The 22,520-nt window shown below is 48.1% G+C and carries 14 protein-coding genes and 2 pseudogenes; 9 read left to right on the top strand and 7 right to left on the bottom strand.

All coding sequences use genetic code 11. From position 1 onward, the window contains the following. Positions 1–141 precede the first annotated feature (141 nt). Together AC5WNJ_RS10195 and AC5WNJ_RS10190 are read left to right on the top strand one after the other, a co-directional pair. Entirely contained in the window at positions 142–1,872 is a 1,731-nt protein-coding gene (locus tag AC5WNJ_RS10195; protein WP_176677351.1) for a thiamine pyrophosphate-dependent enzyme, read from the top strand. Between the two features lie 452 nt (positions 1,873–2,324). Beyond that, positions 2,325–2,720 carry an integrase core domain-containing protein gene (locus AC5WNJ_RS10190; protein ID WP_176677350.1) on the top strand — a complete coding sequence of 132 codons (396 nt, stop codon included), beginning with the start codon at positions 2,325–2,327 and terminating at the stop codon, positions 2,718–2,720. Positions 2,721–2,784: 64 nt separating this feature from the next. Here AC5WNJ_RS10190 and AC5WNJ_RS10185 read toward each other — a convergent pair. After that, positions 2,785–3,920, bottom strand: a protein-coding gene (locus AC5WNJ_RS10185; protein WP_495929576.1) for an IS3 family transposase whose coding sequence is annotated in 2 segments (ribosomal slippage) — positions 2,785–3,662 and positions 3,662–3,920 — 1,137 coding nt in all. Because the reading frame shifts where the segments join, the coding sequence is not laid out codon by codon here. Positions 3,921–4,865: 945 nt separating this feature from the next. On the opposite strand from AC5WNJ_RS10185, the gene AC5WNJ_RS10180 reads away from it, so the two are divergent. Continuing rightward, positions 4,866–5,880, top strand: a protein-coding gene (locus tag AC5WNJ_RS10180) for an IS630 family transposase (protein ID WP_495929574.1) whose coding sequence is annotated in 2 segments (ribosomal slippage) — positions 4,866–5,252 and positions 5,254–5,880 — 1,014 coding nt in all. Because the reading frame shifts where the segments join, the coding sequence is not laid out codon by codon here. A gap of 751 nt (positions 5,881–6,631) precedes the next feature. Further along, positions 6,632–7,888: an ISL3 family transposase gene (locus AC5WNJ_RS10175; protein WP_495929573.1), complete on the top strand. Its 1,257-nt coding sequence runs from the start codon at positions 6,632–6,634 to the stop codon at positions 7,886–7,888. Between the two features lie 21 nt (positions 7,889–7,909). Here AC5WNJ_RS10175 and AC5WNJ_RS10170 read toward each other — a convergent pair. Continuing rightward, positions 7,910–9,071: pseudogene (locus tag AC5WNJ_RS10170) on the bottom strand (IS3 family transposase); the annotation flags it as partial. A gap of 869 nt (positions 9,072–9,940) precedes the next feature. On the opposite strand from AC5WNJ_RS10170, the gene AC5WNJ_RS10165 reads away from it, so the two are divergent. Continuing rightward, positions 9,941–12,178, top strand: a complete 2,238-nt coding sequence (locus AC5WNJ_RS10165) for a polysaccharide biosynthesis tyrosine autokinase (RefSeq protein ID WP_495929571.1) — start codon at positions 9,941–9,943, stop codon at positions 12,176–12,178. A 273-nt stretch (positions 12,179–12,451) separates the two neighbouring features. Here AC5WNJ_RS10165 and AC5WNJ_RS10160 read toward each other — a convergent pair whose 3' ends face one another. Both AC5WNJ_RS10160 and AC5WNJ_RS10155 read right to left on the bottom strand, forming a co-directional pair. Beyond that, positions 12,452–12,622 (bottom strand): hypothetical protein, encoded by a 171-nt coding sequence (locus tag AC5WNJ_RS10160; protein ID WP_455580287.1) that lies wholly within the window; start codon positions 12,620–12,622, stop codon positions 12,452–12,454. Positions 12,623–12,683: 61 nt separating this feature from the next. Further along, positions 12,684–12,839 (bottom strand): hypothetical protein, encoded by a 156-nt coding sequence (locus AC5WNJ_RS10155; protein ID WP_455580286.1) that lies wholly within the window; start codon positions 12,837–12,839, stop codon positions 12,684–12,686. Positions 12,840–12,973: 134 nt separating this feature from the next. Here AC5WNJ_RS10155 and AC5WNJ_RS10150 point away from each other — a divergent pair, with 134 nt between their 5' ends. Further along, positions 12,974–14,269 carry a sugar transferase gene (locus AC5WNJ_RS10150; RefSeq protein WP_225346884.1) on the top strand — a complete coding sequence of 432 codons (1,296 nt, stop codon included), beginning with the start codon at positions 12,974–12,976 and terminating at the stop codon, positions 14,267–14,269. Between the two features lie 134 nt (positions 14,270–14,403). Here the strand turns inward: AC5WNJ_RS10150 and AC5WNJ_RS10145 are convergent, their stop codons facing one another. Further along, positions 14,404–15,408, bottom strand: coding sequence for an IS30 family transposase (locus AC5WNJ_RS10145; protein WP_176677347.1), 1,005 nt, complete (start codon positions 15,406–15,408; stop codon positions 14,404–14,406). Positions 15,409–15,528: 120 nt separating this feature from the next. On the opposite strand from AC5WNJ_RS10145, the gene AC5WNJ_RS10140 reads away from it, so the two are divergent. The 3 genes from AC5WNJ_RS10140 to AC5WNJ_RS10130 all read left to right on the top strand — a co-directional run bounded on the left by AC5WNJ_RS10140 (position 15,529) and on the right by AC5WNJ_RS10130 (position 19,124). Then, positions 15,529–16,830, top strand: a complete 1,302-nt coding sequence (locus tag AC5WNJ_RS10140; protein ID WP_176677346.1) for a lipopolysaccharide biosynthesis protein — start codon at positions 15,529–15,531, stop codon at positions 16,828–16,830. A gap of 145 nt (positions 16,831–16,975) precedes the next feature. Continuing rightward, entirely contained in the window at positions 16,976–17,962 is a 987-nt protein-coding gene (locus AC5WNJ_RS10135) for a hypothetical protein (RefSeq protein WP_225346883.1), read from the top strand. Positions 17,963–18,026: 64 nt separating this feature from the next. Continuing rightward, on the top strand, positions 18,027–19,124 hold the full coding sequence (locus AC5WNJ_RS10130; RefSeq protein WP_225346882.1) for a glycosyltransferase: 1,098 nt from the start codon (positions 18,027–18,029) through the stop codon (positions 19,122–19,124). 925 nt (positions 19,125–20,049) lie between these two features. Here AC5WNJ_RS10130 and AC5WNJ_RS10125 read toward each other — a convergent pair. Together AC5WNJ_RS10125 and AC5WNJ_RS10120 are read right to left on the bottom strand one after the other, a co-directional pair. Next, positions 20,050–21,090, bottom strand: a complete 1,041-nt coding sequence (locus AC5WNJ_RS10125) for an IS481 family transposase (protein WP_495929569.1) — start codon at positions 21,088–21,090, stop codon at positions 20,050–20,052. 208 nt (positions 21,091–21,298) lie between these two features. Beyond that, positions 21,299–22,433 (bottom strand): annotated as a pseudogene (locus AC5WNJ_RS10120) (IS3 family transposase). Positions 22,434–22,520 lie beyond the last annotated feature (87 nt).

The raw sequence follows: 22,520 nt of genomic DNA, 5'->3' as shown, positions 1-22,520 counted from the left end.
ACGCGGTGTGCCAACGTGAGTTTCGAGGCTGGCCATTGTTATCCGCGGCTTGGACCCAAGGTCATGTTCACTGTTTATTCGAATGAGTGAATGCATTGCTCATCCTGACCCGAAAGTTCACCGGAAAAGGAAAGCACCTACATGGCACTAACTACATCTTCGTCAGCATCCGTCTCCGAGATCATCGTCGACTCACTGCTTGAGGCCGGCGCCAAGCGTTGCTACGGCATCGTGGGTGACACCATCAACCACTTCACCGACGCCATTCGGCGCTCCGAGATGGAGTGGGTGCATGTGCGGCACGAGGAGGTGGCCGGTTTCGCGGCAGGGGGCGAGTCCTTTATCAGTGGCGAGCTTTCCTGCTGTGCCGGTACCTGTGGGCCGGGCAGCACGCACTTTCTGAATGGCCTGATCGAATCACATCGCAATGGCGCGCCGGTGGTGTTCATTGCCTCGCAGATCGATACCAGCGAGATGGGCGTCGGCTTCCCGCAGGATGTCGATCAAAAGGCGCTCTATTCCCAGTACTGCGTGTTCTGCGAGTACCTGACCAACCCCGAGAATGCCCGCCGCATGGTCGCCATCGCGGCGCAGAAGGCGCTGGCGGAAGGCGGGGTCGCGGTGCTGATCGTCCCGGGGGATCTGTTCACCCAGAAGCCCAAGGGCTCGCTGCCGTGGCGTGCCCATCGCTTTACGCCGGTGATTCGTCCCGGCGAGCAGGAGCTGGCCGCCGTGGCCGAGGCGCTGAATGCGCCGGGCAAGGTCTCGATCTATGCCGGCATCGGCTGTCAGCATGCGCAGGAGGAAGTGCTGGCGCTGGCACGACGACTCAAGGCGCCAATAGCCTGGACGTCGCGTGCCAAGGACTTCATCGAGCCCGATAACGAGCTCGAAGTCGGCATGACCGGCGTATTCGGGCTGCAGGGCGGCTACGAGGCCGTCGCGGATTGTGACACCTTGCTGCTGCTCGGTTGCAGCTTCGCCTGGACCCAGTTCTATCCGGACAAGGCGACGGTGATTCAGGTCGATATCGACCCCGGCAAGATTGGGCTGCGTCATCCGGTGGACTTCGGTGTGGTTGGCAGCGCCAAGGACACCTGCGCGGCGCTACTGACAAGGGTGGACCCGCGTGATGATCGTGGCTGGCTCGACAGCTGCCGCAAGAAGTATCTCGAGGCTCGCGATGAAGCCGCCGTCACATCTGATGATGACCACCTGATTCACCCGCAGGAACTGACTCTGTCGCTGGACCGTTATGCAAGCCAGGACGCCGTGTTCACTGCCGATGGCGGTAGCCCCATGGTGTGGTGCCTGCGCCACATTCGGGCCAACGGCAAGCGCCGCACGCTGCCGAGTCTGATGCATGGCACCATGGCAAACGCCTATCCTCAGGCCATCGGCATCCAGAAGGCCTACCCGCAGCGTCAAGTGATCGCCATGTGTGGCGATGGCGGCCTTGCCATGCTGATGGGGGACCTGCTGACCCTCAAGCAGGAGAAGATCCCGCTCAAGATCGTCATCTTCAACAACAGCACACTTGGCTTCGTGGAGCTCGAGCAGAAGGTGGATGGCATTCTGGATAGCTATACCGAACTTGAGAACCCCGACTTCTCGCTGCTGGCGCAATCCATGGGGCTGTGGGGGCGTCGCGTCGAGGAGAAGCACGAGTTGGATGAGGCGGTGCAGAGCCTGCTGGCTCAGGAAGGCCCCGGCATTCTCGAGGTCAAGGTCAACCGTATGGAACTGGTGATGCCGCCGCATATCGAGGCCGGCCAGGTCGCCTCCACCGCACTCTACTCCGCCAAGGCAGTGCTCAATGGCCGCATGGATGATGTGGTCGACCTGGTGCGCAACAACTTCACCAAGCGCTGAGCAAATAACATGAGCCGGTAAACTGCTCAGTTATCTGTACGAAGCTGATGCGAAAGAAGGCCCCGATCCTGTGGATCGGGGCCTTCTTGTGAGTGCAGCTATCGCACTATTACGTATGTCAGCTCTTTACGTAGACCGCCGCGCGGCAAAGACCATCTCATGGCGTCGTTCACTTCCAGACCAGGGAAGCGAAGCCGCGCCAGTAGTCATCCATGTCGCGATAGCTGGTCATGTCATACAGGCTGAACTTACGATTGAGGCTATGGGGGTTGGCATATCTACCATGAAATATTGAGATCGAAGACCTCAGGGTGAGCGCACAAGAAAAGCTCCGCCAGCAGGTGAAGCTCTCACAGCGGAGCAGCGTGAGATCCAAGAGCTGAAGCGCAAGCTTCTACGAGTGAAGGACGAGATGGAAATATTAGGTGTTCAGTCCCGAGGTGTAACGGTCTATGGTATCAACCGATATCGGAGGAGGACTCAAGGCTCGAGTCCCACAACCGCACCGGTTCGACGTGGTCTGCCATCGACATGGCATCGAATATCGCCTGATACGTCCTATCCATCCGTGGACCAACGGGCAGGTTGAACGGATAAACCATACGATCAAGGAAGCCCTCGCCCGTAGCTTCCATTATGCGACCTTAGGAGAGCTTAGCGCCCATCTAAAGGACTATCTTTGGGGCTATAACAGTGCTCGATCGCTGCGAGCGCTCAAGGGGAAACGTCCTTTGGTTTCATTCTCGAACGTTGGCAAGACGATCTTGAGCGATTCTATCAACATCCCATCCTATTTTCCGGGACCATACACAGCACTTGTATCAAGTATTTGGGGTAGGCCGCAGTGAAGTGGACCCCATCCATTGGACCACCTGACGGGTCGTCTAAGCTCGGATCAGGTCATCATCGGCGTCAGGCCGCCTGGGTCAGTGGTTGAGAGAAGTACACTTCATCAGGTGTAGCATCGTCTAGCCCTTGGTGGGGCCGCTCCGTGTTGTACCAAGCGAAGTAACGCTTCAGATCCCTTCGCAAGTGGGCGCCGCTCTCGAAAGCCTTCAGGTAAACGCACTCATACTTCACACTGCGCCAGAGTCGTTCCACGAATATGTTGTCCTGATAGCGTCCCTTGCCGTCCATGCTGATCCGGACATCATGGGCTTCCAGAACTTCGGTGAACGACTGGCTGGTGAACTGACAGCCTTGATCTGTATTGAATATCTCGGGCTTTCCATAGCACGCCAGGGCTTCCTCCAAAGCATCGAGACAGAAGTCTGTATCCAGGGTGTTGGAGACCCGCCAGGCCAACACGCGACGGCTGTGCCAGTCCATGATGGCCACCAGGTACATGAACCCGCGCGCCAAAGGAATATAGGTGATATCAGTCGCCCATACCTGATTGGGACGGTCGATGACTCGCCCTCGCAGCAAGTAAGGATAGATCCGATGTCCCGTGCCTGGCCGACTGGTGCATGGCTTCGGATAAATAGCCTGTAGCCCCATCCCGCGCATCAGTCGCTGAACGCGCTTGCGGCTCACTGCGTGTCCCAGGCGATTGAGGTAGGCTGACATCCGTCGTGAGCCATAGACCGGTGTGCGCAGATGTTCCGCGTCGATCAGACGCATTAGCTCCAGATCATAGGCCCGTAGCGCCTTGCGCTGATAGTACATCGAGAAGCGACTGATACCGAGTAGCTGGCACTGACGCCGGAGGCTGATGTCGGGCGCCTGCGGCTCGACCAGTGCCACGCGCTGGGCCCGGCTCAACGACCGAGCCCGCGTGACAAAAAATCCCGTTCCACCGTCAGCTTGCCGATCTCGCGGTAGAGTGTATCGATCTCCTCCTGGGTCTTCTGGGCGGTTTTTCCGGAACTCTTGCTCTCGAAGACGCCGGTGGCGTTGTCCAGCAGTTCGCGTTTCCACTGACTCACCATGGTGGGGTGGATCTCGAAGTGGGCCGCGATCTCCGACGTGGACTGTTCTCCCTTGAGGGCGGCGAGGGCTACCTTGGCTTTGAACTCACCGCTGTACTGTCGACGTTTCCTGCTCATGATCAAGCTCTCCTGGTCGGTCTGATCAGAGCTTAGCGCCTGGTCCGCATTCCGGGGACCACTTCACAGCAGCTACAGGGCCTGACGTAATTGCGGTAAAAAACCCTTGCGAGATGGAGAAAAGCCTGCAATTTCAGGTTGTCTAGACATGTGTTGTCAGCCATGGTTTGCCGACGCTTGCGCATTGCCAAAATGGGCACGCAGACTGGAACATCGTTGAGTCGTTATCGAGTCAGTAGGCGGATGGAGCTGGTGAGCACGAAGCCACCATGCGATCACCAGGTGCATAAGTGACAAATCAAAAGGGATTGTGCATAATCGTTGCCTTATTGCTCGTTTACAGGGTGCGAGCGTGAGAGGAGACTGATAGTCTCCTTAACTCATACTGGGAAAGAAGCACGATGGGCGGGAAGAGGAGCGCGGCACATTTTGCTTTACATTGCGCGCCCATGGCACCCTCCTCAGCTATCCATAACAGAGAGGAGCTTGGTCCGTCTGTCCTTGAAAGGCGGATGTGGCGTTCAGAGCAAGATCTGTAGAGGACGATCGCCTATTCATATTGTCAAGGGGCCTAGCTGCTTGCAGCAGCCAACTTAGTTTTGATGTTTGATTACTAAAGACAATGTATGTTTTGTTAAGGTGAAAGTTGAAGTAGGAGATTGCAGGCAGTACATCAACTCTCAGAGATCGTAATAATAAAATTTAGTTTAAGATGTGCTCGGCATTTGCTGATGGGGTATGTTTCAAGTTGGGTTTTCGCAACATATCGGTATTGATACCCAAGGGTTACGCTTTGGAGGAGTGCATTGGGATGTACAATGCTTTGATAAGTATGTATGCACTCAGTTGCCTGCTCTGCCCCATACGTAGAGTGCAGTTGTGTAAGTGCTTGGTCTTAAGTTTTCGTGTATCATCGATGCTAGGATTTCTGACACGGATGATCGTATGGCAAAGCGCTTCGTTGCTCCTCTCACTGACTCTGAACAGCAAACGCTGACCTCGGCCTATCACCATGGTGAGAAGCGCGCCTTACGGCGGCGTGCTCATGCCATCCTGCTCAGTGATAAAGGCCATACGATCAATCAAATCACTGAAATACTGCAGGTTCGTCGTGATGCTGTGTCTCGATGGCTTAAGCAGTGGGAAGCATCAGAACTCGATGGGCTCATCGATAAGCCGCGCAGTGGGCGAGCGCCGGTCTTGGATGCGAATGACCACCAGCGATTGCAGGAACTGGTTGCCGAACAGCCCCATCAGATTCGGACCTTGCAGGCCCGCTTTCAAGAAGAGACCGGCAAGACGGTCAGCACGGTGACTCTTCGCCGGGCGTTGAAAAAAAAATGACTTCAGCTTCAAGCGGATTCGGCACTCACTCAAGGCGCGGCGTGACGAAACGGATTTTCGCAATACTCAGGGCCTTCTCAAGGCGCTTCACAAGCGAGAAGACCAGGGCGAGCATGAGCTCTATTACTTTGATGAATCAGGCTTTTCACAATCATCATCGGTGCCATATGCATGGAGCCCTGTCGGTAAACCTTGCGAGGTAACCGCCTACTCTCGCAGCCGGAGGTTGAATGTACTGGGGTTCCTCAGCCGAGCAGGCAAGTTGGTCTATCACTCTGTGACCGACTCCGTGACTACCGAGACGGTCATCGATGCATTCGACCAGTTTGCCGATCAGAAAGACCCTGATACCTTCGCCGTCGTGGTGCTGGACAATGCCAGCATGCATCACTCCAAGGCGTTCAGGCGGAAGATAGTTGATTGGATGTCGCAGCGTGTGTACTTGATCTACTTATCGGCGTACTCGCCGGAGCTGAATCTGATTGAGATTCTGTGGCGACAGATGAAGTATGCATGGCTGCCACTGAGTGCATATCTGTCATTTGAGCACCTGTGCGATGAGGTGCACCGGCTGCTCGACGGTTATGGCACTGAGTGCACGATTAATTTTGAATAGGCACTTAGTCAACTCAGGTGGCACCTTATAAGCTAGGATTTTTATGAGCTATAGCTAACTTATGTCTCGATTATCTTGGAAAGCGCTGCTCGTGTCACCCCCTTTATAATGAGGCTCATCATGTGGTACCATCCTCCATTGAAAGCGAAAATATTTTGAGTTTTATAGATGCTGATTTTTACTTTGATTTCAGAAAGCCTTTAAGTAAGTGAGATTATATTACATATTAGGGCTGTTTCTGTGAGAGAGCAGCTCAGTCACGCCAGTGCTGATAGGGCGTGATAGGGCCTTGGGATAAGAGCCGTCATATATCTCAGGGCGGTAGCGTGTCTGGCTTCCGCAGCACTTTCTGTGTGGGCTAGGTGGTTAGCCCAGGGGATAATGGTCCATGGTGTGAACCTTTATCAAAGGAGGATCAAAGGCTCAAGTATTTAAAAAACGCGCCAAGACCATGCACGCCATCCGAAAAGACATGCAGCGATCGTCAGCTTCGATCGCGGAGTTGAGCCGTCGCTATAACCTTAATCCTAAAACGGTGCGTAAATGGCGCTATCGCCATTCCGTGGAAGATGAACGCATGGGCGCAAGCAACCAAACTCTACCTCTTTGACAGATCTTGAGGAGACTGCTGCGATCACCTTCGGCGCACCATGTAGTGGTCAAGTGTTTTTTGGGCTCTTCGACGCCAGGTGTGGAATTAGTGCCCTGGAATGGTCCAGGATATGGGCCCCGAACAGACTGGAGAATTGACATGGATGGTACTCAGGTCCTGACCCTTGGCTTGGGCTTGCAAGCGCCTTGGAAACTCAAGGACCAGCATCTGGATACCACGTCATCTCCGCATCGTCTCGAGCTTTACGTGGAAGCCGACCGGGGGAGCCTTTATGCCTGCCCGGAATGCGGCAAGGCATGCCCGGCGCATGACTTTGCCGACAAGTCCTGGCGACACCTGAACTTCTTCCAGCATCATTGCTATCTCTATGCCCGCGTCCCTCGCACCCGGTGTCCAGAGCACGGCGTCAAGCGAGTCGAGGTGCCCTGGGCTCGCCCTGATAGTGGTTTCACACTGTTGTTTGAACAGGCTGCCATGTCGTTGGTCAGGGAGATGCCCGTGCTCGCCGTCTCTCGGCAATTGGAAGTCACTGACAAGCGTTTGTGGCGCATCGTGCATCATTACGTAGGCCGTATGCTGGGAGACCTGGATCTTTCTCAGGTTGCCAATGTCGGGGTAGACGAAACGGCATCACGTCGAGGGCAACGTTACGTCACCGTATTTCTCGATATGCAACGCCAACAAGAGCCGGTGATCTTTGCTGTCCAAGGACGTGGCAAAGAGACGATCAAGGCGTTCAGCGCCTTTCTAGAGGCACATGGCGGCGCCCCGGGCAATGTGGTTGAAGTCGTGTGTGACATGTCGCCGGCCTTCCTCAATGGCACTGCTGAACATCTTCCTGATGCTCGAGTGACGGTTGACTGGTTCCATATCGTGCAGACGTTCACCAAGGCGTTGGATGAAGTGCGTAAGCGGGAACGTCGAGAAAAAACCCATCCCAAGGCCCTGCGCTGGGCAGTGCTGAAAAGCATGGATAACCACAACCTGACGGAAAAGCAGCTGGTCGCCCTCCGGGAGCTGGTTGCTGACCAAGGGGCTACCGCGAATGCATGGATTATCAAGGAAAAGCTGAGGTGGATTCGTCGCGCACCGACAGCGCGCGGGGCTCGTTGGCGCATCACGAATTACCTCAATGTGATGCGTGAGGCAGTCGCCGGCCACACGCTCCTCAAGCCAATGGCAAAAGCACTCAATACGTTGGAGCGACATGCCGACCAGGTTGTGAGGCGCTGGTGTTCAAGCCTGACGAACGCACGTCTGGAAGGCATGAACGGCCTCTTTCAGGCTGCCAGATCTCGCGCTCGCGGCTACCGAAACGAAAGCAATTTCATTGCGATGATCTACCTGATCGGCAGCCCCGTGGGGCGCATGCTGGATGAAGCCAAATCCACATGAAACGTCGAAGAGCCGTTTTTTGGCCACCGAGCTTTGAGCATTCCAGTAGTTCTTTTCTGCCAAGTTCGGTGGTAACCGATCGTTATGCTTGTGCGGCCTGAGCCTGCTGTAGTAGCCGATCATATAATCAGTGACAGATCGCTTCGCCGCAGCAACATCGGGATAGCCGATCTCTGGTATCCATTCCGTTTTCAGGCTTCTGAAGAAGCGCTCTGTTGGGGCATTGTCCCAGCAATTGCCACGGCGACTGAGACTCAGCGTCATTCGGTAGCGCCAGAGCATCTGCCGAAATGCCCGGCTGGTGTACTGGCACCCCTGGTCCGAATGAAACAGGATATTCTGTGGCTCTCCACGCGATTCGTAGGCCATGGTCAGCGCCTTTTTTACCAACTCCGTGTTCGGCGATAGGGACAATGCCCACCCCACGGGTTTACGAGCATACAAGTCGATGACCACTGCCAGATAAGCCCAGCGTGCCCCTGTCCAAATATAGGTAATGTCGCCGGTCCATACCTGATTGGGCTGCTTTACATCGAACTCCCGATCAAGAACATTCGGTATATCCAGGTGTGGCTGATCAGCCTTCTTGTAGGCGTGCCTCGGCGGCTGCGAACTCATCAGCCCCAGCTGCTTCATCCGCCTGCTGGCCCGATAACGACTCAACTGTATCCTGCCTGCGTGACCATTTTTGCAATGCTGCGAGCGCCGGCAGAGCCGTTACTGACGGTATGCGCCTCGACAACCTGATCCAGCAGCTTCTGCTCAGTCTCACAAGGTCTTCTATCCCGACTACGCCAAGCCCGGTAGCTACTGCGATGCACCCCAAACACCTGACACAAGTGCTGCACCGCGTAGCTCTCTTCAAGTCGCTCGATTATCGAGAATTGCTCAGGGAGTCCGACATCAAGAGAGCAGTAGCCTTTTTTAATATTGCCTTCTCTTCTTCCACTCGCCGCAGCTTGCGCTTCAGTTCCTGGATCTCACGCTGTTCCGGCGTCAGAGCCTCACCTTTCAGCGGCGCCTTGCCTGCCCGCTCAGCGCGAAGCCTGCGAACCCAATACTCCATGGTGGATTTGCCAACCCCCATGGCCTCACACGCCGCCTTCAGCGTGTAGCCCTGGTCGACCACGAGCTGGGCCGCTTCCAAGCGAAATTCCGGGCTAAACGTTCTCTTCTTCGTCATCATCTGCACCTGATTGTCTCTGTGAGCCATCATACACTCAAAGTCAGGTGGCCAGATTCACTGTGCCACTACACCACCTGGCTCGCCTGTATGCGCATCACGGTATCAATCAGATACCTCGTCAATCCCTGAAACGAGGGACAAACCATCCTTCAAACATTACCCGATCGGTTACCTACATATAGACATCTGTGAAGTCCGTATCGATGAAGGTAAGGCGTATTTGTTCGTGGCGGTCGATCGTACCTCCAAATTCGTACATGCCCGGCTTTAACGGCAGGCCAAGCGGGAACAGGCCGCTGAGTTTCTCGAAGATACGCTGTAACAGCTACCGTATCGGGCCCACACCGTGCTGCCAGACAACTGTGCGCAATTCGCTAAGCGACGCGGAACAGAAACCAACAAGCCACACTGGTTCGGCGTGGTCTACCATCGACATGGCATCGAACATCGCCTGATATGTCCTTTCCATCCTTGGACAAACGGGTAGGTTGAACGGATAAAAAAATACGATCAAGGAAGCCACTCCCGCAGCATCCATTATGCAACCTTAGAAGAGCTTAGTGTCCACCTAAAGGACTATCTTTGGGCATTATAACAATGCTCGGCGCTCTGCGAGCGCTCAAGGGGGAAATACCCATTGGTTTCATTCTTGAGCGTTGGCAAGATGATCCTGAGCGATACTATCAACATCTCATCTACTACTTTCTGGGACCCATACACCTAGTTCTGAGTATAATATGAGCGTAATGCTTTACAGATAAACTCAGGTGTTGCACTCAGAATCTGCGGGCAAGCAAGCCTACCTCTTTCTTAATTACCAACTATTACTAGCTCTCATAAGAGCAGATATACTTGAAGGGTGTAATATGAATAAAAATCAAAATTATTATAAAACCACGAGCGGGGTGCAAGATTCTGCCAGACGTGACACAGATGAGGATGTTATTGATCTGGGGCGTTTGTTTGGCATCCTGATCGACCACAAGGTATGGATATTTGCGACCACAGCTCTGTTTGCCATTCTAGCGCTGATCTATAGCGCAATATTCACGCCTATACCAGCCTTCAAGGCAGAGGCCAAGATACAAGTTGTGGGTGAAACTTCAAGCAATTCACTAACAAACAACAATCAAAAATTGGTCCAGAAGCCGCTTTCTCAGTCCGAAATTGCGATCGAGAACATTAGATCCCGGGTGCTCTTGAGCCGCGTGATAGACCTGCTCAATCTGGACATCAATGTCACTCCAAAGCGTTTACCGGTATTGGGTAACTTGCTCATGCGGCATGGAGTGGAGCGGCCTAGTTTTGCTCAAGGGTGGGCGAGTACTTGGGCAAACGAGAGCATTACCATAAGTGAAATGCCTATTGATGAGGCCATGATCGGTGATAATTTTACTCTACGTGTTGTTGATGCTGGACATTATGAGCTGCTCAAGGAGGGGGAGCTGCTAGGTAAAGGGAGTATTAATCAACTGAATAGTTTTGTCGATGGTCAGATTCAATTGCGTATAACTTCCTTGCATGCGGCTCCGGGCGCAGAATTTGTGTTAACTCATGCAAGTCGTGCGCAGGTGGTCGACAATTTGCGCAATTCACTTTCCGTAACAGTGGTCGGCGACAACACAGGAATACTGTCATTAACGTTGAATGGTGAGCATCCTCCCAAGCTACAGCGTACCTTGGATGCGATAAGGGATCTATATTATTTACAGAACGTTCAGTTTCAAAGTGAAGAAATTCCCAGCTCTCTCAGTTATTTTGAGAAGCAGTTGCCGAGATTACGGATCCAGCTGGGTAAAGCGGAATCGCGTCTGAAGGCTTTGAGAGCCTCGCATAGTGATGAGAAGGAACTCTCTTTGGAGGCTAAAGTCCTTTTAGATCGCATCATTAATATTGAAGTTCAAGTTAATCAGCTAGAGTTAATGGGGACCGAGCTCGCTAAATATTATATTCCAAGTCAATCAACATATGCCGCATTGTTGGATAGAATAGCACAGCGAGAACGTGAATTAAAAAAGTTGAATGACAGAGTTGAAAAGCTGAGCGACACGGACCAGGAAGCATTACGCCTTTCAGTCAATGTGGCAGTACTTCGAGCAAACTACGTACATTTGTTAAATAAAGTGCAAGAGATAAAAGTCTTCAAGGCTAGCATGATAGGTGATATCAGTATCATGGATGTTGTAGATGTCTCTCCGCAGAACGTTAAGTTAAGCAAAACTATGTTGTTGACTATTGCGATACTAATCGGAGGGATGCTCTCCATAGGGGTTATACTATTACGTGTCGGCTTTCGAAGTAGTGTGGAATCGCCAGACCAACTGGAAATGCTGGGTTTATCAGTATACGCTACTATCCCGTTTTCGGGCGTAGAAAGTCAATCAAATCGAAACAAAAAAACCTTATGGAATAAGCGTGCTCAGAAGTTTGATAATAAACTATTGTACATGAGTACCCCTACGGACCTTGCTATAGAGTCGTTACGAGTACTACGTACCAGTCTTCATTTCGCAATGCGCGAATCTAGTTCTAATACGTTAATGGTTGCAGGCCCTAGCTCAGGTATTGGAAAGAGCTTTATTACGGTTAATTTGGCTGCAGTCTGTGCTCAAGCTGGCAAGAAAGTATTGATAGTAGACGCAGATATGCGTAAGGGCCATATACATTCTATTTTTGATGAAAGCTCTGAATGCGGTCTGAGTAACCTGCTTGTAGGACAAAAAGCGCTGGAAGAGGTTATAAGGCCAGTATCTAAACATGAACCACTCTACTATGTAGCACGCGGTAATATCCCTCAAAATCCCTCGGAATTGTTAATGAGAGACAAGTTCAAGGAGTTTTTGGATACAGTTAGTAAGAATTATGATCTAGTAATCATAAATTCTCCACCCATTCTAGAAGTAACTGATGCAGCCGTCATTGGTAAGCTTGTGGGTACTACACTTTTGGTATCACGGTTTGAGGTAAATTCGTCCAAGGAAATAGAGGCCTCGCTGAAGCGGCTAGAAGTTTGTGGAATAACAGTGAATGGCGGGGTTTTAAATGCTGTAGAACGCAAGGCTGCTAACATCTATTCGCAGAGTAGTAGTTGTTATAATATCTAAGGTCATCTATAATTTTAGATATAATCTAGGTTCTATACGAAAAGTCGGCTCGTAGACATCGGAGTATGCAAGCTATGCATACCATCGCATAAAAGCTGCGAGCCAACTTCTCATATCACGTCTCAATGCGACGGAACTCTTTCAGCCAACTGAAAGAGCGCTCTACGATGTACCCAGACGATACATGGGTTTATCGAAACCGTGTGAGAGACCTGGACACGGTTTTCGTTTCATCTCTTGGTGAGCGATGATCGGCTTGATTCGAACGCAATCTCAGTAACGGCGCAACTCATCACTGTCATAGCCCTTGTCTGCCACGATGTCGCGGCAATGTTTTAGTGGCCGGATGAGATTCCCCAGCAGACCCCTTTGTTTGCTTCCACCCTCGGAGGCATGTGCTGCACGAACAGTAGTTGAGCCGATCATCCAGGTTTTCAGATCCATCAGCCTATCTTCGTGAAGCCGTAGTTGGAGACGCGACAAGACCGTCTCAAAAATGACCTCATCACGCCCTGTCGAAACCCGGCGTAGACAGTACACCAATGGCCATGATTAACGGAAAGGTGCGCCACTTGGCGCCAGAGCAGAGGGCCCAAAAGATGCCGTTCAGCATCTGCCTGTCATCTTTCTTGGGCCTGCCCATCGCTTGGTCCAATGACACAATGTCTTCGATCAATTGCTATTGGCTATCAGAGACTTCGTAGCGTCCTGTCATACCGCACCTATACTGGATGTGTATGGACCACATTAGCAAAAAGGCTTTTCGTACAAAACCTAATACCGTAGGGACATGTCATGAAAGAGGTGAGCACTGCAATGGAGCATCAACGTCGCTATTCACGACATTATGAACGATTATTAGCTAGCAAAAGGCTACAAACATGTTTTGGTGTATTGTTGGTTGTTATTTTACCGGCCATGTACCGTTGGGGTATTGATTTTTGGAATACTTCCACATCTGCGCAGTGGAATGCTATATTGGGGACAGCAGCTTCCTTTTCATTATCAATAAAGCTAATAAATCGCCTTTGTCAATTGCCAGGGACACGATCTTTCACGTATGTGATTCCAACAGTTGCAGCATCCTATACATTACTTGTTGTCATCTGTGGTATGCTAGACATTGAGGTATCACGCCTTCAGGTGGGAATTTCCTTTGCATTGGCTATCATCTTTGGTGGTACTTTCTACTATATCGACAGTAAGGTGAATACCAAACGTATGGCAGTAGTGCCATTTGGCAAGGCATCAGTATTGTGCAGTGATCAGAGCAAATCAGTGTATTGGTATCAAATGGAATCACCAACTCTCGCAGGCATGAAGCGAATCGATGCAGTAGTCGCGGACTTGCATGCTGACCTCCCTGAAGAGTGGCAGCGTTTTCTTGCCGATTGCACGATACACCGTATTCCGGTGTATCACGCCACCCAGGCACATGAAATGATTACCGGTAAGGTACTGTTGGATCATCTCTATGCCAATGAGTTTGGTTCACTCACCCCGCGTGAAGACTATGAAGTCATCAAGCGCGGCATGGACATTTTCGCTGCCCTGATCCTTATTCCGTTGCTGGCTCCCGTCATGCTATTGACTGCACTTGCCATTCGTCTGGATAGCCCTGGTAAAGCGCTATTCTGTCAGCAGCGTATGGGATTCCATTGTCGTCCCTTCACAGTTTACAAATTTCGTAGTATGTATACTGACATGAAGGGCACTGGTTTCACCCAAGAAGGCCATGATCCTCGTATCACCCGTGTTGGGCACTTCATTCGTAAATGTCGCTTGGATGAACTTCCTCAATTATTCAACGTATTAAAGGGCGACATGAGCATGATAGGCCCGCGTCCAGAATCAATGAGTTTGACAAAATGGTATGAGAAAGATGTGCCATTCTTTCATTATCGGCATGTTGTACGACCCGGAATTACTGGTTGGGCACAAGTTGAACAGGGATATGCAGCTGAAATTGATGGTATGGTAGAGAAGTTAGAATACGATTTTTACTACATTAAGAATTTTTCTTTATGGTTAGATATACTAGTAATAATGCGTACAGTTCGCATTGTTCTTACTGGCAAAGGTAGTCGTTAATCGTCGTTATATTTTTTATTGCACTCTGTGTTGATTTTAAATAGTTGATGATTGCGATACCTACGTATGTTAAAGTCTTATAGATAGATTTGTTTTAAGATTAATGACGGCGGTCTCAAGTTCCAAGCGCAACGCTATTGAAGGGTGCTCGGACCGCCGACGGATTTCTTGAGCATCTCGGCGTAGACTTTCAGTGGGGTTCGCCAGTCCAGTGTCTGGCGAGGCCGTGTGTTCAGTGAGTCGGCGATCTCGTCGAGCTCTTCTTGGCTGTAGACGGAGAGATCCGTGCCCTTTGGCAAATACTGCCGCAACAGCCCGTTGGTGTTCTCGTTTGAACCTCGCTGCCAAGGGCTATGCGGGTCAGCGAAGTAGATCGCCGTGCCGGTCTTCTGGGTAATCTCGGCATGTCTCACCATCTCTCTGCCTTGATCGTAGGTCATGGACAAGCGCAGCGATCGCGGCACCTCGTTTAGCTTGTCGCTGAAGCCAACGGCCGCTGCGGTGGTGCCATCCACTTTCGCCAGAATCACCAATCGCGTGGTGCGTTCCACCAGCGTACCGACGGCAGAGCGATTGTTGGCACCGATGATGAGATCGCCTTCCCAGTGGCCAGGCATCAAACGATCTTCGACCTCAGGCGGTCGCGCGTGGATGCTAACCAGACCGGGAATCTGGTTGCGCCGATCCGTGGCACGATTTCGTGGCCGGCGTTTGCCGTTGCCTTGTCGCAGGCAGGCGATAAGTTCCTTTTTGAGGCTGCCGCGGGGCATCACATAGAGCGCGTTGTAGATGGCCTCATGCGAGACCTGTCGACATGAATCGTTGGGAGACATGCGCTTCAGTGTGCGGGCTATCTGTTGCGGTGACCAGTACTTGCGCAGCAGATGGACCACGACTTCAAACAACTCCCTGTCGGGGTGCAGCTTGGGACGCCGACGGGGCCGATGGCGTGTCAGGCGGGCCCGGTAGCCTGCGAGGCTGGCATCGTAGCCATTGATGGAGTGGCGAGCAATTTCTCGCGACACGGTACTCGGTGCACGGCCCAGATGATGGGCGATAGCTCGGATCGAGTGAGTCGCTCTCATCGTCATGATGGCGGCTCGGTCTTCAGCAGAAAGATGGCGATAGCAGTGGTTCATGGCAACACCGTACCTGATGGGTCACGTGTTGCACTTGGTCATTGAGACCGCCGGCGTATAGAGATTTATCAATCGGTTTAGTGCCTTTATTCCGTTGTATTTGCTTATGGAACAGACTTTATGGGATATATCAAGGATGGGTTGTTCAGAAGCAAAATAGTGAAGAATATATTAGCTATGTTAGTAGGAGCTTCCGGTGCGCAATTAATCTCAATGCTTGCTATTCCTATTATAAGTAGACTATTTACTCCCTCTGATATTGGTATGTTAGGTAGTTTTCAATCAATATTGGCAATATTAACACCTATAGCAGGTTTTTCATATCCGGTAGCAATTGTACTAGCTAATAATAGAAGAGAAGCTGCTGGTATGGTTTGGATATCGGTAATGTCTGGAGCAATAATTTCTCTAATTATTATTATTGCCTTAGGCCTAGTAACATTAATCGATCAGTTTACACCGTGGAATATACAAATTGAAACATGGCTATATTTTGTACCATTATTTATTTTTTTTATTACGCTTAATCAAATTTCTGAAAATATATTAATAAAAGAAAACTTCTTTGGTTACATAAGTGGTTCTAACTTTATTTCTAGTTTAGTCGTTAATGGTACTAAAATAGGATTTGGGTTACTTAGTCCAACAGTGTGGGTTTTAATATCAGCAACATTTTTAGGAATATTAACAAAGATAGTTATGCAGGTAAAGCCTGTTAATGAAAATAATTTGATATTTTTTTTAAGACCAACATCTCAGATAAAGCCTATAATTTTAGATCTAGCTAAAAAATATTCTGATTTTCCGATTTATAGAATGCCCGAATCTTTCTTAAGTGCTATGGTTAGAAATCTACCTGTCATAATACTTGCTAGCTTCTTGAGTAGTGCTGCAGCAGGTTATTATGTAATGGCTAAAACGGTCTTAGCGGTGCCTGGGTTTTTGCTAACTAAAGCAGTTGGAGATGTATTTTTCCCTAAGTTTACCGATAAGGTAAAAAAACTAGATAATCCGTTTGATTTTTTAGTTAAGTTCACTATAGCTCTAAGCTTGTTATCCTTGTTACCATATACAATTGTAATGATAGCTGGGCCTGAAATATTTACTTTTGTCTTTGGTATTGAATGGGCTGATTCTGGCTTATACGCACAGTGGATTAGCCTCTGGTTATTCACTGCTTTTAGTGCAGCAGCTTGCACAAGAGCGATAGCGCCATTAAAGTTACAAAAAGTATATTTAATGTATCGTGTTTTTTATCTAGCTTCTACATTAGTAGCTCTGTTTATTGGGATATACTTATTTGAGGATGCTGTTCTTGCTATAGCGATATATTGCATAGTAAGTAGTGTAATGAATATTTTGCTTATGGTGCATGTCCTTTATTATACGTATGGTATAGAAAGGGGAAAAAATGCTAATTAAATATCATTGTCAATAGTGATTTGTATACACTTGCTGATCTTAACTTCAACAGAATACGCTAGTGAATAAATTTTAATTTTCAAGAATATTAGTCTTTTTTAGGCTATTTTTCTTAAGAAGTTATAAACTAAATAGAGAATCTACTATGTTTCAAGAATCAACCCCTCTGTATGCATCTTCAAATGATAAACGATCAGTGTGCGTAGCATGCTATGTGTTTGGAAGCTATGAAGTATTTATACCTTTTTATATATACTCTGTTTTAAAGTCTTATCCTAACTATAGTTGTTATGTTTTTGTAGATGATCCTCTATCTCATAATGTACTTCAAGCATTAGAAATAATAGAAGCTGAAATATCTAATAATTTTAAAATTATCGAATTAAATTCAGACGATCTTCCAACATCAACCGAAGTGCTTTCAAAATCGAAATATCCTCATGCCAAGCCCGCACTAAGATGGTTTATAAATGAGAATTACTTCCAGGGATTTGATTACGTCTATATAGGAGATATAGACTTTTTTATAGTACCTGAAAAGCCCGCTTTATCGCAGCAGCATATCGATTCTATGAAGTTAACAGGTTTACCTTTTAGTAATGCTGTAAGAAAAGAGGATCGGTTGACTGGGCTCCATTTTTTTGAAACAGATATATACTTCAGTAAAATAAAGTCGCACTGTTATTTTTATGATAGTGCTAAGTTAGAAACTGAATTTGATGAGTTCGATAAAGTAGGTGTGGATGAAAGGGTTCTATATAAAATATTGGATGAATCATTTAACGAGAATATACGAGAGAAACTAACTAATTTTAGACCTTACCATGGTTTTCATTTGGCCGCACTTAGATCACCATTAAGTTTACTCAAGGAAGATACTCGCCACGGGTCTAAGAAAGCTAAGAATTCTCATAATACTTATAATAGAAATACTCTCCTAAAAGCTGTTAAGTCACTTTATATTGATGATCCGATATTCTGGAAAATCAAAAAAGTTAATAGCCATATTAGTGTTTCAAGATTAGCTATATTGGCTAAACCAAAATTAAGGTATTACCAAAAACTATTCCCTATCTATATTAAAGAATGTTTAGTAGAAGTTATTAATAAAGTACGTAAAAAATTTAACTAATGCTTCACAGAAAACTGATTTAGTATATGTAGTATTTCTACAACAATCAAAGTGAGTGTAATAAATGTGTCAAAGTAAGAAAATTACTTTTATTGTGTCGAATATGAGAGCTGGTGGAGCTCAAAGAGTAATACTAAATCTTGCTATAGCTGCTACCAAATTAGATAAATATCAAGTAGAAGTAGTTCTATTTCAAAAAAAAGGTATGTTTTTAGATGAATTAATAAAAAAAGGGATTAAAGTAATTAATTTAAATACTAAGGCTTCGCTTAGTGTTTACAAAATGTACAAATATATAAAAGAGAATAAGCCTGATGTAATGATATCGACCTTAATACATATAAATATAGCAGTAGGGTTAGCTTGGTTATTAGCAGGTGGTAAGCATACCGGAACTAAATTGTTCGTAAGAGAGGCTAACGTATTAGTACCAAGAAAAGCGTACTTTTTCGATAAGGTTTTGTTAAATTTAGCTAAATTTATATATGGAAGATGTACCGGCTTAATTGCTAACTCAAAAGACACTTTGATGTCTTTGCATAAGGTTGGAATTAATAATAGTAGTTCCACTATAATTTCTAACCCTGTCTTTTTCAAAGAAGACGCTGATAAATATTACTTAAAAAATAAAATAAAAAAATCCGATAGTGTAATAAAAGTAGTGGCTATTGGTCGTTTGCATGAGCAGAAAGATTTTAAGACTCTTTTAAAGGCAATTAGTATTGTATTGGATACCCATGATATAAATTTAACAATTTTAGGAAAAGGTCAACAAGAATCAGAGTTAAAAGAATATGCTAAACATTTAAAAATTGAGGAAAAAGTAACTTTTGTAGAGGAAAATAAAGAGCCTTTATCACTAATATTCAAGCATGATATATTTGTATTGTCGTCTATATATGAAGGTTTTGGTAATGTTCTTGTAGAAGCTATGGCTGTAGGTTGTCCAGTTGTATCTACTAAATGTGCAGGCGGCCCGGTGGAAATATTGGATAACGGTAACTATGGCCCATTAGTCGATATACAAAATCCACAACAACTTAGCCAGGCTATAATTGAAGTATATACGCTGCCTATTGACAGGCAAAAATTAATTTCAAGATCTATGCAATATGAAGTAGAGTACATCTCAAAGCAATATATTGATTTTTTCAAATTATAAATCTGAGGCAGTAACTTAAATGAATGTTGGTTCTCATTATATTTGGAAATTAGCCAGTTTATTATTTGCTTTATTGTATGCTTTTATTTTTTTCTGTCTACCTATAGATGCGTTTTACGATAGGGTGAATTATCTTTTTTATGCTGAGAATTCTTATAATATTCTTCTTGGTTATATGTCAAATGGTTTCTTAAGCTTATTAACAAACGAACCAATATGGTTGCTAGTTAATGTATCTTTATCATCTTTTTTAAACCAGGAGTACACCCTTAGAGTCATCATATTTTTCTCTGCTTTTTTAAGTTCATATGTGGTTTTGATAACAGAAAAAAATACTTTATCTTGTTAATTGTATTTTTGCTAATGCCTCAAGTTGTAAAAAATAACATAGTTCACCTTAGACAAGGTTTAGCTATAGCACTTTTCTTGTATTTCTATTTTTGCTTTAACAAAGACAAGTCTATCTATCTAATTCTAATTACACCATTTGTACACTCCTCCTTTTTTTTCATAGTATTCTTTATATACATAACTGAAGCATTTCGCTACTTCAGAGCTTCGTACGGGATAAAAGTTATTTTGTTTTTCATAATATCAGTCTCGCTATCTATCTTAAGCTTATGGCTAGCTAGCAAATTAGGAGCTAGACAAGGTGAGCGTTATGAATTACAAATGACTCATGCCAGTGGATTAGGGCTTGTATTTTGGTCTATGTGTCTATTGATTTTCTTATCCCAAGGGAGTGAATATATAAAAAATAATAGTTTAGCCACATATATACTAGTATTTTATACTTCAACCTATTTGCTATTTCCTGTATCAGCTAGGATATTTGAAAGTGCAATACTGATAGTCCTGCTCTCTGGATTAAAGCTAAGGAATAGTAGGTTTTTAATTTTTATAAGCATGATAGCTGTTCTCTTCTTTATTCAGTGGACAGACAGATTAGGTGAGCCAGGCTTTGGGTGGGGTAGAGGTATATGTCGGGTTCCGTCTGATTGACTATAGCTTGCGTAAACAGCTCAGGTCGTTCGACCTGCCACTCCTTCATTGCTGCTATAGGCGCTTTGTGCTGTAGTGCCTTCTGAGGAATGTGGTGATTATAGAGCCAGCAATAACGCTCGAGTGTCTGTTCTAAATCCTCACTTGAGTCATAACGCCGAGTCGCCAAAACATCGCTGATACGCCCATTGAAGCGCTCCACCATCCCGTTCGTTTGGGGTCTGCCTGGCCTGATCAATCGATGCTCAATACCATGGTTCTGACATTCCTGGTCGAAAAGATGATTTCCACTGGGCTTACGTTCGCCACCCACGGTGAAGCGATCGGTAAAGGATTTACCATTGTCCGTGAGCACGGTTCGAATCGTGAAGGGAGCCTCCTCTTCCACACGCTTCATGAACGCCTGGGCGTCCTTTGCAGATTGACTTGATCTGACCTCCAGATACACCCACCGAGTGGCACGATCAATCGCGACGTAGAGATAACGCTTCTGATCTTCGTCAGGCATTTGGGGCAGGTGCTTGATATCAATGTGCACATACCCGGGCTCATAATCCTTGAAAGGCCGATGCTTGGGCTTTTCGTCCTCCTTCGCATCTTGACGCGCCAGCTTGGCGAGAGTCGGTACATCACGTCGTTTGAGCATGCGCTGAAGTGCGGAACGCGACAGATTTGGGTTCAGGAATTCCCGAGCAACGACAAGTAGATCATCGAGCCCCAGGCGAAGCAGTTCACGTGCGGCGATGACGATCTCTTCCTGTTCTGAGGTCAGAGTCGCGAGTAGGTTATGACGTGTGTGGGAACGATCCAGGACATCATCACGATAGCGCCAGCGTTGTATAGTTGAGACGCTGACCCCGAACTGACGAGCGAGATCTTTGTTCGTCATGCTGGAGGGAGCTGCTTGGATGTCGGCACGGATTTTCGGTGTCGTCGTCGCTTGCTTATGCAGCTTGATGTCCATGAAGCTTTTCCTGAATCAATTGCTTGATGAGCTCACGAGAGGCTAACAAAGGATAGCTTCGTTGTGAAATCCGATCATCCGGCACCCTACAGGTATAGATTATTGGTCTTAATCTCTAGGCTATTATAAATTGAGCAATACTGAAGTGGACCCCATCCATTGGACCACCTGACGGGTCGTCTAAGCTCGGATCAGGTCATCATCGGCGTCAGGCCGCCTGGGTCAGTGGTTGAGAGAAGTACACTTCATCAGGTGTAGCATCGTCTAGCCCTTGGTGGGGCCGCTCCGTGTTGTACCAAGCGAAGTAACGCTTCAGATCCCTTCGCAAGTGGGCGCCGCTCTCGAAAGCCTTCAGGTAAGCGCACTCATACTTCACACTGCGCCAGAGTCGTTCCACGAATATGTTGTCCTGATAGCATCCCTTGCCGTCCATGCTGATCCGGACATCATGGGCTTCTAGAACTTCGGTGAACGACTGGCTGGTGAACTGACAGCCTTGATCTGTATTGAATATCTCGGGCTTTCCATAGCACGCCAGGGCTTCCTCCAAAGCATCGAGACAGAAGTCTGTATCCAGGGTGTTGGAGACCCGCCAGGCCAACACGCGACGGCTGTGCCAGTCCATGATGGCCACCAGGTACATGAACCCGCGCGCCAAAGGAATATAGGTGATATCAGTCGCCCATACCTGATTGGGACGGTCGATGACTCGCCCTCGCAGCAAGTCAGGATAGATCCGATGTCCCGTGCCTGGCCGACTGGTGCATGGCTTCGGATAAATAGCCTGTAGCCCCATCCCGCGCATCAATCGCTGGACGCGCTTGCGGCTCACTGCGTGCCCAAGCGATTGAGATAGGCTGACATCCTTCGTGAGCCATAGACCGGTGTGCGCAGATGTTCCGCGTCGATCAGACGCATTAACTCCAGATCATAGGCCCGTAGTGCCTTGCGTTAATAGTACATCGAGGAGCGACTGATACCGAGTAGCTGGCACTGACGCCGGAGGCTGATGTCGGGCGCCTGCGGCTCGACCAGTGCCACGCGCTGGGCCCGGCTCAACGACCGAGCCCGCGTGACAAAAAATCCCGTTCCACCGTCAGCTTGCCGATCTCGCGGTAGAGTGTATCGATCTCCTCCTGGGTCTTCTGGGCGGTTTTTCCGGAACTCTTGCTCTCGAAGACGCCGGTGGCGTTGTCCAGCAGTTCGCGTTTCCACTGACTCACCATGGTGGGGTGGATCTCGAAGCGGGCCGCGATCTCCGACGTGGACTGTTCTCCCTTGAGGGCGGCGAGGGCTACCTTGGCTTTGAACTCACCGCTGTACTGTCGACGTTTCCTGCTCATGATCAAGCTCTCCTGGTCGGTCTGATCAGAGCTTAGCGCCTGGTCCGCATTACGGGGACCACTTCAATAGAAAGCTAAGTTTATTTA

The sequence above is a fragment of the Cobetia sp. PDI-23MA genome, assembly GCF_059507735.1.
This window is presented reverse-complemented; position numbering and strand designations above follow the sequence as displayed.